Consider the following 14,768-nt stretch of genomic DNA (forward strand, 5'->3'; position numbering starts at 1 on the left):
TGAATGGGGGGCGCGTCTATGGCGATCAGGAAAAGAACGATGTTGTCTTTGTTGGCGCTATTGATGATGACATCGGCATGCACCGGGAACGAGGCCGAGCCGGGTGCAGCAGAAGTCCCGGAACAGGGCGGCGAAAAAACGGCAAGTCTGAACGTCGACAAGCCGGTAGAGCTTACGGTTTATTACATGTTCTCGGGGCTCGGCCGGGAAGGTTTTATGAACGAGATCGGAAATCTGATTGTAAAGAAGCAGCCGAACATTTCGTTTAAGTTTTTGGAGAACGAGCAAGGCGGGAATTTGGCAGGTTTGCAATATTTGCTGACTACGAAGCAAGAGGTGGATCTCATCCTGGGTACACCCCCGGTTTTCAGCGATATTAGCGAGGCCGGGCTCGATGCTAACATTGACGATCTGGTCCGGAACTATCGTTATGATCTGGGTGCACTCGACAGCGAAGTGCTGAGCGTGCTGTACGCGGCCGGGAACGGCAAGCTGCCGGGACTGCCTTTGAAAACAATTCCTCTGACGATTTTGTATAACCGCGATATCTTCGATAAATTCGGCGTCGACTATTTGAAGGACGGGATGACCTGGGACGAGTATTACAACGTGGTCCGAAGGATTACGAGAGAAGACGGAGGGGTGACCTACAAAGGATTCGCCAATCATCAGATGGGCGGGTATACGTCCAACAATCAATTGTCGCTTCCCTTGATCGATCCGAAAACGAACAAGGCGGCATTGGATACGGGCGGGTGGAAAACGTATCTTGAAAATATACTGAGGTTTTATCAAATTCCCGGAATCGCCACAAACGCCGATGATTTGAAAGCGTCTTCGGGAGCGGGCGCCTATACGAAGTTTACGAAAGAACAGTCGGTGGCCTCCATTCTGACGTATGCTTCCAATTATCCGAAGAAAAGCGCCGGAATCGAGATGAACTGGGATGCCGTCCAGTATCCCCAATTTCCGCAAGCGCCGGATACGGGCTCGATGCCGCACATGGTTTTTATGGCTCTTTCTGCGACGAGCAAACATAAAGAGGAAGCTTTCAAGGCCATGGCCGCGATGACAAGCGAGGAGGTTCAACTGTCGCTAGCCCGGATCGGCGTAATCCCTGTATTGAAGAATCAGCAGAAAGTGCTCGAGGTGTTCGGAACGGGAACGGAAGACTTGAAAGGCCGTAATGTAAAAGGATTAATCCCTCGGAAATATGCAGCCGCGGTACCCTACAGCAAACATACCCAGATGGCGAACGGAGTTCTGGGCGGCAAACTGGACAGCGTCATTCTGGGGAGCATAGATTTAAATACGGCGCTCCGCGAAGCTGCGGAACAAGTCAATCAGGAAATCGTCAAGTTAAGCCAGTAGCCATCTACGATCAAGGACGGACGTATCGCTCCGATCCGTCAGGAGAGGCTGCCCGCTATCCGGTCCGCAGCACCGGCCGTGTCCCTCACCTGAGCTCCTCCCCGGAAACATCCGATTCTGACCAATGAGAGTTAATTCAGAGGACGGATTGTATACTCACGATAAAGACAATTCGTCCCAACCGTGGTAGCATGAAGAGGATAATTGGAAAATGTGGAGCTTTCGCACAGAAAGCGTGGAGGAGGAGCTTTAGGCATGCAGAAAAGCGACGGCATGAACTACGCCCCGCAAGGAAAACCGAAACCGGTAGTCGAACCCGGGCAATTCGTCTTTGCCGCCGTGGCGCTCGATCATGGGCATATCTACGGCATGTGCAACGGCTTGACCGAGGCGGGCGCTACACTGAAGTGGGTCTACGATCCGGACCCGGCCAAGGTTCAGGCGTTTTGCGCCAGATTTCCCAAGGTGAACGTTGCGGAATCGGAGCGTCAAGTGCTGGAAGATCCGGAAGTCAAGCTGATTGCGGCCGCTGCGGTACCTTCCGAGCGGTGTGCGCTTGGACTTCGCGCGATGGAGCACGGCAAAGATTATTTTACCGACAAAACGCCGTTCACCACGCTGGAGCAGCTAGCCGCCGCCAAAGAGATGACGAGCCGCACCGGGCTTAAATATATGGTTTATTACAGCGAGCGGCTGCATGTCGAGAGCGCGATCTATGCCGGACAGCTTATTAAGGAAGGCGCGATCGGGCGCGTCGTGCAAGTAATCGGCACCGGTCCGCACCGGCTGAACGCTCCGTCCCGGCCCGACTGGTTTTTCCAGAAAGAAAAGTACGGCGGCATTTTGTGCGATATCGGCAGCCATCAGATCGAGCAGTTTTTGTTTTTCTCCGGCTGCCAAGACGCCAAGGTCGTACATAGCAAAGTGGCGAACTACAAATGCAAGCAATATCCCGAGCTGGAAGATTTCGGGGACGCGACGCTTGTCGGAGATAACGGAGCGACGAACTATTTCCGCGTCGACTGGTTGACGCCGGACGGTCTCGGCACTTGGGGAGACGGGCGGACGATTATTATGGGAACGGAAGGGTATATCGAGCTGCGTAAATATATCGACATCGCCCGCACGAAGGAAGGCAACCATTTGTACCTCGTAAACGGCGAAGGCGAGAAGCATTTCGCGGTCAGCGGCCAGATCGGCTATCCGTTCTTCGGCGAGCTGATCCTGGACTGCCTGAACCGGACCGAGATCGCGATGACCCAGGCGCACGCGTTCAAGGCGGCGGAGCTTTGTCTGATCGCCCAGCGCGATGCGATCGTAGTCGAATAAATAGTGGTTTATTGAAAAACCGGTGTAGCCGACGAAAACGGCTCCCCGGTTTTTTCCTGTTGCGGCGGGATATATTTCTCCAATCCGGTTAATTCGGCGCAATTCCGGTTTAATAAATTTAAGCCGCAACTATTGGATTTGCGGTTTACAGATAGGAGACGTTGACGTAGAATGGTTTACGCAACCCCGAATATTGAATGAATTTGGCCGCAACAGGGGATGAATCCATGGCAATCAAGTCGAAACAGTGGGACTACTTTCATCGCACTACCGATCAGAAGGAACAGATGAACGTGCTCATCGATGCGTCTCATTCCGGACAAACGCCGCTTCCCGGATTTTCCCGTCTGCTCTCGATCGTCATTAATCTGTATGCGATCGCGACGGACAAGGAGGAGCGGGATACTGCGCAAGGAAAGCTGGGCATTCTGGAGAGACGTCTGGAACATATATTTTCCGACTCCCTGCAAGCTGTGTATATCGGCCGCATCAATACCGAATCCCGGCTGGAGTTTTATTATTATGCGAAGCCGGGAGGTACGCCCCACCGCCAATTGGCGGAGAAGGTGATGGCGGAATATCCGAAGTACCGGTGGATCGCTTCCGAGCGCGAAGACGCGGACTGGTCGTTCTACGAATACTTGAAACCGAATCAGGTCGAGAAACTGTATTCGAAAAATAATGTGCTGCTCCAATCGCTGGCGGAGAAGGGGGATCGGTTCGGCATCCCCCGGGAAGTGTATCACTGGCTCCGCTTCGCAAGCGGTGACGATCTGCGCAAAGCGGCGGACGAGGCGAAGCAGCTCGGCTACACAGTCGTGAATTCGGACATGGACGCGAACAAGGCGACATATCCGCATACGCTCATCCTGAGCAAGATCCATCCGATCGCCGTCAAAGCGATGAACGATTCGGTCCGCGAGCTGTACAACCTCACTCATTCGTTCTCGGGCAAATACGAGGGCTGGGGAACCGACATCCGGCAGAAGCTGTGGCGCAGGCTGACGGATAAGATCGGAGGCAGAAGGCTGCTGCTGCTGGCGGGCGCCCTGCTGCTCTTGTCGACGGCGGCGATGCTGTTCGCCCGGCTCTGATGCGATGAATAAGATGAGTCCCGTATCCGGCGTACCGGATACGGGACTCGTCTTATTCCGGGACTTTGGCGCCAATCGTTGTTACACAGCCATTCTGGCTCGTCTCGGGTTCAGCAGCCGGGCTAGCGGATGGGTTTGGCCGCGAATGTGATCCTTCAGCATGTTGGCGGCGATCATGCCGTATACGGTTCCGTTTCCGCCGCAGCCGAGTGCATGGAACAGTCCGGGCTGCTCGGAGTCTTCCCCCAGGAAGGGGAGATCGTCCTCCGATTCCCCGAACGTTCCGCACCAGGCGTGCTCCGCCTCCCACGCCGTTTCCGGAAACAGCTGCGTCAGCTTGGACAGCAGCAGGTTTGTGCCCGATTCGAGGCTTGCGGAGCTTCTGCCTGGCGCGGGGCAGTCCGTGTCCATGCCGCCTGCGATAATCCGGCCGTCCGGCGTCGTCCGGAAATAAAAGTAAGGTCTTGCCGTCTCCCACATCATATAGCTGTCCGGCCAACTCGAAGGCAGGCTGCCCGGTGAGGTCGCCAGCGCATAAGTTTGCTTCAGGACCGGCTTCACGTCGGGCGAGCCGGAGCTGGAGACGGAGCCGATTCCGGGTATGTAGCCGGTAGCGCGAACGAGATGGTTGGCGACAATTTCTCCATGTTCGCCATGCAGGACGAACGTTCCGCTCCGGCGCCTCACGTCCAGCACCTTCGTATTCTCGAACAGCAGGGCGCCGCAACGCGAAGCTGCCGCCAGCATGCCGTGCGTGAACCGCACCGGGTTCAGCTCGGCGTCGCCGTATGTAATGAGCGCGGTCGGATATAACTCCGGAAAAGCTCCTCCCACCCGGCAAGGAAGTCCCCAGTCGACCGGAAATCCGTGCTTGCTCAGCAGATCGTACTCCCGCTTCAGCCGGCTTGCGTCCTCGTCCGATGAAGCGCAGTAGACGCTGCTGCGCAACTGGAAGCCGGTATCAAGCTCCGACTCCGAGGCCAGCTCATGCAAAGCACGGACGGCAAGCCGGCATTCGTGATAAAAAGCGGCGGCGTCCACCACTCCGATTCGCTCCGCAAGTTTGCTCAGCATGATGTCGTTCGAATATTGGATCAGACCGGTGCTGGCCGCCGTGCTGGACGAGGCGGCCTTGCCGCCTTCAAGAAGTACGGCCGGGATGCCGGCCCGGGCCAGTACGGCGGCGCAGATCGCGCCGGTCAACCCACCGCCGACAATCGCCACGCGGGTAAATATTCGCTGCCGGAGAGCGGGGTATTCCGGAGCATGATTTAAAGTTGCAGGCCAGTATACGGAACCGTTGTTTAAGGGTCTGGAGTCATTCATGGATCTGTCTCCTCTCTGCACGTCAGTCTCAACAGTTAAGGCTTACCCCGTATCAGGCATTTTTGAAACGTCAACGAACAAAGGATATACAGGAATGAACGATTTTTGTTAAAATAATACTTTACAACCCAAAGCAGGCGTAAACGAAACCAGAGGAGGCGAAGGGCTGACGATGACTGTAATCGGATTGGTTAGGCACGGGATTACCGACTGGAATTTGCAGTGGAGGGCGCAAGGGCATACGGATATTCCTCTGAACGAAGAGGGAAGAAGGCAGGCGGAGCGGCTGGCTCGCCGTTTGCTCGACGAATCCTGGGACGCCGTGTACAGCAGCGATCTGATCCGCGCCCTGGAGACGGCTCGTAAAGCGATTGAGGGCAGAGGCATCGAGGTTCGGACCGATATCAGGCTGCGCGAAGTGAATTTGGGGCAGATCGAAGGGACGACCGAAGAGGATCGGGTAAGCAAGTGGGGAGCGGACTGGAAAAAGCTTGATCTCGGCGCGGAACCGCGGGAATCGGTTGCGGACCGCGGCGTGCAGGCGTTGGAGGAAATAGCCGCGCTTCATCCGGGCAAGCGGATACTGGTCGTCAGTCACGGCGGCTTGATCGGCCAGACGATACGGAGGCTGGTCCCGCTCGGCGAAACGTTTTCTTTTATCGGAAACACGTCGGTAACGCTGGTGCGTAAAGCCGGCGACGGCACGTGGGCGTGCGAGCTATTCAACTGCACGAAGCATTTGGAGCAGGCGGACGGCTAGACCGAAACCCGCCAAGCCGGACACCGCGCATAGGGCGGGCCGGCTCGGGGCGGGATGGCAACAGGCCGCGAAGCATAGGTTACTTCACGGATTTGGAACGCCGCAGCACTCCGTTGGAGAATACTTCAGCAAAGTTCGCGGGCGCCGTGCCGCGATTTTGAATCCGGTTGATCTGCGCATCGCTTAACCGGCCGCGGGACAAGACGAAGGAAGACGCCAGATCGTTGAAGTCGCCGAGATTGGCGATCGCGGTCGAGCCGCGGAACACACGGCGGGCACCCTGATAGTTGGCGTCCTGGAACAGGACGAGCGTGCTCTGATTCGTGCCGTCCACTTCAAAGCTGGACAAAACGTCATTATAGTTGAAAACGACCAGACTGCGCACTCCGATATTGCCGCGGAACCGGAGGCGTCTCCCCGAAAAGTTGATGTCGCTCCATAACGAAAGCGAAGGCAGCCGTTGGGCGATGACCGCTTTTTTCGCCGTTGCTTTTTTAGCCGCCGTTTTCTTGGCTGCTATTTTTTTGACTGCTGCTTTTTGGATTGCTGCTTTTTTGATTGCCGTTTTTGATGGAATGGTTCGCTTCATGTAATCTCCTCCTTTTGCGTACAGTGTATGTCTTCGAACGGATGTAGCTTGTATGGATGACCTGAACGGCAAGAAAGAGGCTAATATAAGAGAGTTTAGTTTCATAGAGAAGAGCCTGAGCGCTTAAGGCTGAGAAATGGGGCGATGTCCATGACAACAGCGGAGGAGAAAGGTTCCGCAGCGCCGCTGCCGCCGGCTCCCCGGAAGCGGGAAGGTTTTGCGGGCAAGCTGGCGGATGCGGCGGGAATGAGTATCTTATACGGCATCTTTTACTTCGTGCTGACTGTACTTCTGGCCGCCGTCATCGAAAACGGCGCCTTTTCGCGGATCGAAACGGAACGATTAAACGACATGGGCTTATGGTCGCTCAAGCTGATATACGGATTTGCGGCAGCGCTTTTATTCGGTACGGCCGGTATGATGCTGGCAGCCTTTAGCCGAAGAAGACCGCTGTTTGTTTATGTCTGCACGATACCGATGACTCTGCTGGGCCCGGTCATCTGGTACGCGGCTTATCGCATCAGCGAAGGGCCGATGGACGGCATGGAGGGCTCCGAATGGTTTCTCTATTGGGTGTACGCTTATTGGGCGTCGCCTCTGATCGAACATATCCGTCATTATGTTCCTGCCTTCTCCGTCAAATATATCGGACTTGCTGCGGCAGCGGCACCGGGCCTATTCGCCGCGTGCGGCGCCTTCCTGCTCGTTTATTTGCGGCGAAACCGGGCGGACTTATGGAAGGTGATCCTAGGGCTGCTCTCCTTCCCGGCCGCGCTTGCGGCCGTGCTGGCGGTTGGTTTGCTGCTGCCGCGGACGTATCCCTTATCCGTTCAGACCTACCCGAAGGTGGACGGCGCGACTGCCGCCATTCCGCTGGGAAGGGAGCTGGCGCACCGGCTGACCGGCATGAACCGGCCGCAGACCGAGCTGTTCGTTCATTTTCATACGACGCATAACGCCTATCTGAATCTGATTGACCACAAAGCGGACCTGATCCTCGCGGCCGGTCCTTCGGAGGAGGAGCGCCGTTTGGCCGAATCCAGAGGTGTTCGAATGAAGCTAACCCCGATCGGCAAGGATGCATTTATTTTCCTCGTCCACCGGGATAATCCGGTCGGCAGCCTAACCGTGCAGCAAATCCGCGACATCTATGCCGGCCAAGTTGCAAATTGGAGCGAGGTTGGGGGAGCGGACGAGGCGATCGTTGCTTTTCAGCGGGAGCCGAACTCCGGCAGCCAGACGTATATGGAGTCGAAGGTGATGCAAGGAGGCCATTTGGCGGAAGCGCCGAAGGAACGCAAAATAACCGGCATGGGAGGACTGATCGATACAGTGGCGGCCTACTCCAACGCGAGAAATGCGCTCGGCTATTCGTTTTATTATTTTGCCAGCGAGATGCACAGGAGGGAGAGCGTCAAGTTTGTCGCGGTGAACGGCGTTGCGGCCAGCAAGGAGACGATCCGCGCGGGGACGTACCCGTATACGGCCGTCCTGTATGCGGTCACGCGCGAAGATGAGCCGCCGGACAGCCCGGCGTCCCGGATGCTGGATTGGCTCCAAAGCGAAGCGGGCAGCCAAGCGATCGAGAGAGGCGGTTTTATCCCGATTCGGGAAGGAACCGGATAAAAGTGGATAAGAGCGGTTTGAGGCTCTAAAAATCGGTGAAGAGGGCGCAACCCCACCCGATGGGTTGAAATAAGGGGTACAAACCGCCTTTATTTGCATGAATTTCTCGAAAAGGCCGAAAATAGAGGATGCCAGAGACTCTTAATTGTGAAAGAGCCCGTACTTACGTTTTTACGTATTCGGCGCATCTGAACAGGTCAGCTCGAAGAAAGCTAATTACGGGTCTCATTTGTAGCCGGAGTGTACCCAACAAAACCTCATCAACGGGCGGCTGGAGCGTAGGGACCCATCCCTTCCTTCCACGCATCAACGGATAGGTTTGCGCGCAAAAGAACCGCCCTGGTATCATCAATACCGGACGGCTTTCTTGCTTGCTTATCCGGCAGGCGGCGGGGCGGATGAGCCTCTGACGACGAGCTCGGAAGGCAGCACGATTTTTTTCCACTCCGGCGTAGTCGCGCCCTTGATCCGGTCGACCAGAAGTTGGATGCCCATCGCGCCGAACTGGTAAGCGGGCTGCGAGGCGACCGTAAAAAACGGATCGATGACCGATGCTCCCAGGTCGTCGAAGCAGACGACGGACATTTGCTCCGGTACCCGGACGCCCAGCTCGAGCAGCTTGCGGATGAGGCCGACGGCGAGGAAGTTGTTGCCCGCGAACACGGCGGTCGGGGGATCGGGCAGCTCCAGCATCGAGCGCAGCAGCGGTCCGTCCTCGAAATGTTTGTAGTTCGACTCCAGCAGCAGTGTGTCGTCGACGGCAATATCGTTAAGTTTCAAAGCGTCCTTGTACCCGGCCAGCCGGTCTCTGGCGGTCGATACGGCCAGCGAGCCGTTCACGAGCGCGATGCGGCGGTGGCCGAGCGAGATCAGATGCTCGACGAGCTTGCGCGCGCCTTCCCGGCTGTCGCCCGTGACGGTGTCGCATTCGTGGCCGGGAACGGCCCGGTCGAGCAGGACGAACGGGATCCGGTGCAGGCGGAGCGTCTGCAGATGCGGACCGGACAGATCGGAAGCGGCGGAGAACAGCACGCCGTCCACCCGCGTCGACAAAATCATGTCGACGTATTCTTTTTCCTTTGCGAGACTTTCGTCGCTGTTGCCGAACAGCAGCTTGTAGCCGAGCCGCATGGCGGCATCCTCTGCGCCGCGGGCCAGTGTCGTAAAAAATGGATTCGTGATGTCCGGGATGAGCAGCGACAGCATCTTCGTTTCCTGCAGCACGAGACTGCGCGCCATCGAGTTGGGCACGTAGTTCATTTCTTCCATAATCTTTTTGATGCGGCTCCGGGTTTTCTCGCTGATCTTACCGGTATTGTTAATGACTTTGGACACGGTCATGGCGGACACATTCGCTTGCTTGGCAATATCATATATGGTGACCAACAGTTCTCTTCCTTCGCAGCATGAAGTTACCGATAAATCGGTGTGATTGGATTATTCACATTGTACAGGAACAAAACGATTGACAGCAAGTGAAAACCTTGTTAGATTGGGGTTATCGATAAACTTATTCGAATACGAAAGGATGTCGGGACGATGGCAGGACACATTCAGGCTGGAGCCGATGCGCTCGTCATGGACGCCGCGGATCATGTGGCGACCGCTATAAGGGACATAACAGCTGGAGAGACGCTTCATTATATGGTGCCGGGCGGAAAGGAAGCGCTTACCGCTTCGGAGCCGATTCCGTTTGGTCATAAGATCGCGATTACGGATATCGAAGCAGGCGCGAAAGTACGCAAATACGGCGAAGTCATCGGACAGGCGACGACAGCGATTCCGAAGGGTGCCCATGTGCATGTGCACAATATCGAAGGCATCCGCGGACGCGGGGACAAGGCGAAGGGAGCGGAATCGATATGAGCGGAAACACATTTCTCGGATATCGCAGGCCGAACGGAGAGGCCGGCATTCGTAATCATTTGTTGATCATCCCGACCGTAATATGCGCCAACCAAGTGTGCAGCCGCATTACCCAGCTCGTACCGGAGACGGTGGCGATTCCGCATCAGCACGGCTGCAGCCAGATCGGGGCGGATAAGCAGCGGACGTTCGACGTGCTGGCGGGCACAGGCAAAAATCCGAATGTCGGGGGCGTCATCATTATCAGCCTCGGCTGTGAAGTGATCGATCCGGCGGAGTTGGCCGAAGCAATTAAGGTTACCGGTAAACCTGTCGAAGTGTTCGACATCCAATCTGTAGGGGGCTCCGTCAAGGCGATCCAGCACGGCACCGAGCTGGCGCGGCGTATGCGGGGGCAGCTGGATGAGATGGAGAAGACGGCGATTCCGCTAAGCGAGCTGAAACTCGGCGTCAAGTGCGGCGGCTCCGACGCGACGTCGGGGCTGGCTTCCAATCCGGCGCTCGGTGCGGCTGCTGACAGCCTGATCCAGGAGGGCGGAACAGTCGTCATCGGCGAAACGACGGAGATTATCGGCGCCGAGCATGTACTCGCCGGGCGCTGCCGGACATCGGACGTGTCGGAGAAGCTGTATCATATCGTCGACCGGTTCGAGAAGGAAGTGGAACGGATGGGCGCGGATATGCGCGGCGGCAACCCGAGTCCGGGCAATATTGCCGGAGGGCTGTCGACGATCGAGGAGAAGTCGCTTGGCTGCATATCCAAATGCGGCACCGCGCCGATCGAAGGCGTCATCGAGTATGCCGAGACGATTCCACAGAGAGGCCTGTACTTTATGGATTCCCCCGGCAACGATATTGAATGCGTATCCGGCATGGCGGCGGGCGGCGCGCACATCGTCTGTTTTACGACCGGACGCGGTACGCCGACCGGATCTGCTGTAATTCCGGTCATTAAAATTACCGGCAACAAAAAAATGTACGAGCGGATGACCGACAATATGGACGTCGATGTGAGCGATATGTTAAGCGGCACACTTGCGCTCGAAGAGGCGGGAGAACGGATCTGGCAGGAAATCCGCGAGATTAGCGACGGGAAATTGACAAAGGCGGAAATTCTCGGACATACCGAGTTCAGCATTAACCGGATCGGTCCTAGCTTGTAGGCTGACGGCGGCACTGGGCAGCGGTAGCGGTATCCAGACAACGGAGAGGATGCGTTCAAATGAAACGATTGAGTAACAAAGTCGCGCTGGTAACGGGAGGAAGCCGCGGCATCGGCGAGGCGGTCGTCATCCGGCTGGCGGAGGAAGGCGCGAATGTCGCTGTGAATTATACATCGGAGCGGTCGCGTGAACTGGCCGAGAAGGTAAAGGAGCAGGCCGAGACGCTCGGCGTCAAAGCGATGGTCGTCCGGGCGGACGTAGGTGTGAAGGAGCAGGTGGAAGCAATGTTCGAGCAGATCGAGAGCGAGCTGGGGCCGGTCGATATTTTGGTCAACAACGCCGGGATCGCTCCGTTCGAGCCGTTTTTGAAAATCAAGGAAGAAACGTGGGACCGGACGTACAATACGAACGTCAAATCGATCTTTTTGTGCTCCCAGCGGGCCGCGGCCGGTATGACCGAGAGACGTTACGGCAAAATCGTCAACGTGCTGTCGACCGCCAGCCTGATGGTGACCAGTCCGGTCATTCCGCATTACCAGTCGTCCAAAGCGGCGGCGCACATGTTGACGAAAGGCATGGCAATCGAGCTTGGCCGGTATAACATCAACGTTAATGCGGTCGGGCCGAGCACGGTCGACACGGATATGTGCACCGACTTTTTGGCCGATCCGGAGATCCGGCGCAAAGAGGTAGAGGCGAATCCGATGAAACGGCTCGGGACGGCCAGGCAGATCGGCGATGCGGTCGTGTTCCTCGCCTCGGACGAAGCGATGCAGGTGAACGGGCATTTGCTGATGGTGGACGGAGGACTGACCGTAAAGGCTGCGCAGCCGGACGACCACATGGACCGTTAAAAAGGAGGCAGCGCTATGCGGATCGGTAAAATGGTGGATTTGTCGCAGGAGCTGTACCATAACAGTCCGGTTCTCCCCGAGTTCGAGCCGCCGAAGCTGGAGTACTTGCTGATCGGCGCGCGGGACGGCTGGACGCTGGAAAAACTTACGATGAACCTGCATTCGGGTACGCATATGGACGCGCCGGCGCATCTGGGCGATTTCTCCAAGACGCTGGACCGGTATCCGGTCGACCGGTTTCAAGGTCCGGCGCTGTTCATTCCGCTGAACGGAAAGCAGGCCGGGGAGCCAATTACGGCGGCGGATCTGGAGCCGTATGCGGAGCGGATGAACGAGGAGACGATCGTGCTGCTGTATACCGGCTGGGGAGAAAAGCGGAGCTGGTCGAAGGAATGGGTATTCGGCTCTCCTTACGTTTCGAATGAAGCGGCCCGTCTGCTGGTCCGGCATCAAGTCCGCGGGGTCGGCATCGATCATTTCAGCATCGGCGGCACGGGGGACGAGAACCGGGAGACGCATCGGCTGCTGCTCGGTGCGGACATTTGGGTTGCGGAAGGGCTGCAACTGGACGAACCCGAGCTCGCGGCAGGCAACTGGCACGTGTTCGCGATGCCGGTCAAAATCAGGGACAGCAGCGGCGCGCCCGCCCGGGTCGTCGCGTTCCGAATGGAGGAATAAAGATGGCGGGATGGCTCCGCTGGGAATATTGCGATACCGATACAAGCGCCAAGCTGAACGAGCTGGGCTTGGACGGCTGGGAGCTTGTAGGGGTGACGGCCGTGGACGGCAAGGAGCGGTTTTATTTGAAGCGGCCGCTCCCTTCGTTGCGTGAACAAATTACGCTGGATCAGCGGAACCAGGTTTTGGAAGGATCGGAAGGGGAGATGAAGCGATGAAACGAGGCGGCATCTTAAATCCCACGCTTAGCCGCATATTGGCGGAAACCGGTCATACCGACATGCTTACGGTATGCGATCGCGGCTTTCCTGTTCCTCCGGGGCCGGAGCGCCTCGACCTGGCGCTGGTCGACGATATCCCGACGGTTGTGGATGTATTGACGGCCGTCGACAAGGAGTTCGTGATCGATCGGATCATCGTCACGGAAGAGATGATCGAGGCGAGTCCGGAACGTTACGAGCTGCTGAAGCGGCAATTTCCGCATATTGCGATTATGGCCGTACCCCATGTTACATTTAAACGGCTGTGTCCCGAATCCCGTGCGGTGATCCGGACAGGAGATTGCACGCCATACGCGAATATTATCCTTGTATCGGGATAACGCATTTTTATGGGAACGGAAGGAGAACTTACGATGAGACTGCATCAGAAAGTATGTGTAATTACCGGAGCGGGCTCCGGCATCGGTCAGGAGACGGCGCTGCTGTTCGGCCGCGAGCAGGCGATCGTCGTCGTCGCGGATATTGATCTCGAGAAAGCCAAGGAGACGACCGGACTTATCGAAGCGGCGGGCGGACAGGCTGTAGCGCTGCATGCGGACGTCACCGACCCTGCCTCCGCGAAGGCGATGATTGACGAGACGATTCGGCTGTACGGGCGGATCGACGTGTTGTTCAACAACGCCGGCATAAGCGGCGTCGGCATGCTGCACGAAATCGAACCGGAAGCCTGGGACCGGGTCATGAGCGTCAATATCAAGGGCGTCTACCTGGCTTCAAAGTATGCGCTTCCTCCTATGATGGAGCAGAAGTCCGGCTCAATCATCAACATGTCGTCTTGCATCGCCGAGATCGGCCTGGCGCGCAGAGCTTCGTACGCTGCTACCAAGGGAGCGGTGCTGTCGCTGACGAAGTCGATGCAGGTCGACTATGCGCCGTACGGCATCCGGATCAACGCGCTGCTGCCCGGCACGATTATGACGCCGTTCGTCGAGAACTATTTGAAGACGTCCTACGACGATCCGGAAGCGGCGATCGAATCGCTGAAGAAGCGGCAGTTGAGCGGCGATCTCGGCAAGCCTGCCGATGTGGCAAACGCCGCGTTGTTCCTTGCCTCCGACGAATCGAAATTTATGATGGGCTCCCCGCTTTATATCGACGGTGGGGTCGTTTTTGGCAAAAACGCGTAGTTGGATGCCAGGCCGGTTTCGGGCATAATCGTTATTTACAAAGCGTCTGCCGTGGAATAAAATGGATGGGGATGTAAGGCGGAATCATCCATTACGATAGCCGGGGGACACCGCGTGAAAAGATGGACTTTCGTTATCTTGGCGGTTTCGTTCGTACTCGTAGCATGGTGGATCGTTATGGAGAATGTCGGGAGCTCGTCCAAGGACAAGATCCGGTTCGCTTTGTATCAAGCCGAACGAACGACGGAAGCGGGAGGCAGACGAACGCTTGTTCAGGGCGAACGGCTGCTTCATGAAACAGACACCGCTTCGTATCAGTGGAACGGGTCCGAGCTGAAAGTCTCGGAGAAAACGTTGTTTGCCAAACTGGACGGCCATAAGATGAGGCAAGGTTTCGTGCTCGAGCTGGACGGTAAGCAGACGTATTATTTCGAGCTGTGGAGCTTGCTCTCCTCGGCGACCCCCGATCCGGAGACGATCACGGTGTATTCGGTCCTTCATGCGGAATCTGCAGGGGAAGTTACGGTATACAGCAAGGACATGCTGGCCCGGGCCAACAAGGAACGGAAGAGGCTGCTGGAATAATCAGGGGCGGCTGAACGTTTCAATGCCCGGATGGTGTGTCCTGCTTCTGCTCGCGCACGGGTTCCGGTCGGGATAATCTCATCGGTCTGAATCCGGATCGCAAGTTTGTACAGCAGCTT

16 protein-coding genes are annotated in these 14,768 nt (G+C 56.8%); 13 read left to right on the forward strand and 3 right to left on the reverse strand.

Features of this window, described 5'->3' with window-relative positions; genetic code table 11:
- The first annotated feature begins 18 nt into the window (after window positions 1–18).
- The 3 genes from PV433_RS29225 to PV433_RS29235 all read left to right on the forward strand — a co-directional run bounded on the left by PV433_RS29225 (window position 19) and on the right by PV433_RS29235 (window position 3,794).
- Window positions 19–1,371, forward strand: a complete 1,353-nt coding sequence (locus tag PV433_RS29225) for an ABC transporter substrate-binding protein (RefSeq protein WP_332075525.1) — start codon at window positions 19–21, stop codon at window positions 1,369–1,371.
- Between the two features lie 255 nt (window positions 1,372–1,626).
- On the forward strand, window positions 1,627–2,700 hold the full coding sequence (locus PV433_RS29230; protein ID WP_190930605.1) for a Gfo/Idh/MocA family protein: 1,074 nt from the start codon (window positions 1,627–1,629) through the stop codon (window positions 2,698–2,700).
- A gap of 227 nt (window positions 2,701–2,927) precedes the next feature.
- A complete protein-coding gene (locus PV433_RS29235) occupies window positions 2,928–3,794 on the forward strand; it encodes a DUF695 domain-containing protein (RefSeq protein ID WP_332075526.1) in 867 nt (288 codons plus the stop codon).
- Window positions 3,795–3,875: 81 nt separating this feature from the next.
- On the opposite strand, the gene PV433_RS29240 is transcribed toward PV433_RS29235, so the two are convergent.
- Window positions 3,876–5,120 (reverse strand): NAD(P)/FAD-dependent oxidoreductase, encoded by a 1,245-nt coding sequence (locus PV433_RS29240; RefSeq protein WP_332075527.1) that lies wholly within the window; start codon window positions 5,118–5,120, stop codon window positions 3,876–3,878.
- Between the two features lie 172 nt (window positions 5,121–5,292).
- Here PV433_RS29240 and PV433_RS29245 point away from each other — a divergent pair, with 172 nt between their 5' ends.
- Window positions 5,293–5,880, forward strand: a complete 588-nt coding sequence (locus PV433_RS29245; protein ID WP_332075528.1) for a histidine phosphatase family protein — start codon at window positions 5,293–5,295, stop codon at window positions 5,878–5,880.
- Between the two features lie 79 nt (window positions 5,881–5,959).
- On the opposite strand, the gene PV433_RS29250 is transcribed toward PV433_RS29245, so the two are convergent.
- A complete protein-coding gene (locus PV433_RS29250) occupies window positions 5,960–6,469 on the reverse strand; it encodes a peptidase inhibitor family I36 protein (protein WP_332075529.1) in 510 nt (169 codons plus the stop codon).
- Between the two features lie 150 nt (window positions 6,470–6,619).
- Here PV433_RS29250 and PV433_RS29255 point away from each other — a divergent pair, with 150 nt between their 5' ends.
- Complete coding sequence (locus PV433_RS29255; RefSeq protein WP_332075530.1) at window positions 6,620–8,095, forward strand: PstS family phosphate ABC transporter substrate-binding protein; 1,476 nt, start codon at window positions 6,620–6,622, stop codon at window positions 8,093–8,095.
- 375 nt (window positions 8,096–8,470) lie between these two features.
- On the opposite strand, the gene PV433_RS29260 is transcribed toward PV433_RS29255, so the two are convergent.
- Window positions 8,471–9,481, reverse strand: a complete 1,011-nt coding sequence (locus PV433_RS29260) for a LacI family DNA-binding transcriptional regulator (RefSeq protein ID WP_332075531.1) — start codon at window positions 9,479–9,481, stop codon at window positions 8,471–8,473.
- A gap of 153 nt (window positions 9,482–9,634) precedes the next feature.
- Between PV433_RS29260 and PV433_RS29265 the strand changes: the two genes are divergently transcribed.
- The 8 genes from PV433_RS29265 (at window position 9,635) to PV433_RS29300 (ending at window position 14,649) form a co-directional block, all read left to right on the forward strand.
- Entirely contained in the window at window positions 9,635–9,961 is a 327-nt protein-coding gene (locus PV433_RS29265) for a UxaA family hydrolase (protein ID WP_332075532.1), read from the forward strand.
- Window positions 9,958–11,124 carry a UxaA family hydrolase gene (locus PV433_RS29270; protein WP_332075533.1) on the forward strand — a complete coding sequence of 389 codons (1,167 nt, stop codon included), beginning with the start codon at window positions 9,958–9,960 and terminating at the stop codon, window positions 11,122–11,124. The genes PV433_RS29265 and PV433_RS29270 overlap by 4 nt, the downstream gene beginning before the upstream one ends.
- A gap of 59 nt (window positions 11,125–11,183) precedes the next feature.
- Window positions 11,184–11,978 (forward strand): SDR family NAD(P)-dependent oxidoreductase, encoded by a 795-nt coding sequence (locus PV433_RS29275; RefSeq protein ID WP_332075534.1) that lies wholly within the window; start codon window positions 11,184–11,186, stop codon window positions 11,976–11,978.
- A gap of 15 nt (window positions 11,979–11,993) precedes the next feature.
- Entirely contained in the window at window positions 11,994–12,656 is a 663-nt protein-coding gene (locus PV433_RS29280; RefSeq protein ID WP_332075535.1) for a cyclase family protein, read from the forward strand.
- 2 nt (window positions 12,657–12,658) lie between these two features.
- The gene (locus tag PV433_RS29285; RefSeq protein WP_332075536.1) at window positions 12,659–12,874 is read left to right on the forward strand and encodes a hypothetical protein; all 216 of its coding nucleotides are present in this window, start codon (window positions 12,659–12,661) and stop codon (window positions 12,872–12,874) included.
- The gene (gene rbsD / locus PV433_RS29290) at window positions 12,871–13,257 is read left to right on the forward strand and encodes a D-ribose pyranase (RefSeq protein WP_332075537.1); all 387 of its coding nucleotides are present in this window, start codon (window positions 12,871–12,873) and stop codon (window positions 13,255–13,257) included. Before PV433_RS29285 ends, rbsD begins: the two co-directional genes overlap by 4 nt.
- Window positions 13,258–13,290: 33 nt before the next feature.
- Complete coding sequence (locus PV433_RS29295; protein ID WP_332075538.1) at window positions 13,291–14,064, forward strand: SDR family NAD(P)-dependent oxidoreductase; 774 nt, start codon at window positions 13,291–13,293, stop codon at window positions 14,062–14,064.
- A gap of 114 nt (window positions 14,065–14,178) precedes the next feature.
- Window positions 14,179–14,649, forward strand: a complete 471-nt coding sequence (locus tag PV433_RS29300) for a hypothetical protein (RefSeq protein WP_332075539.1) — start codon at window positions 14,179–14,181, stop codon at window positions 14,647–14,649.
- Window positions 14,650–14,768: the final 119 nt, after the last annotated feature.

This window comes from Paenibacillus sp. GYB004 (assembly GCF_036577605.1).
Taxonomy (GTDB): domain Bacteria; phylum Bacillota; class Bacilli; order Paenibacillales; family NBRC-103111; genus Paenibacillus_AB; species Paenibacillus_AB oceani.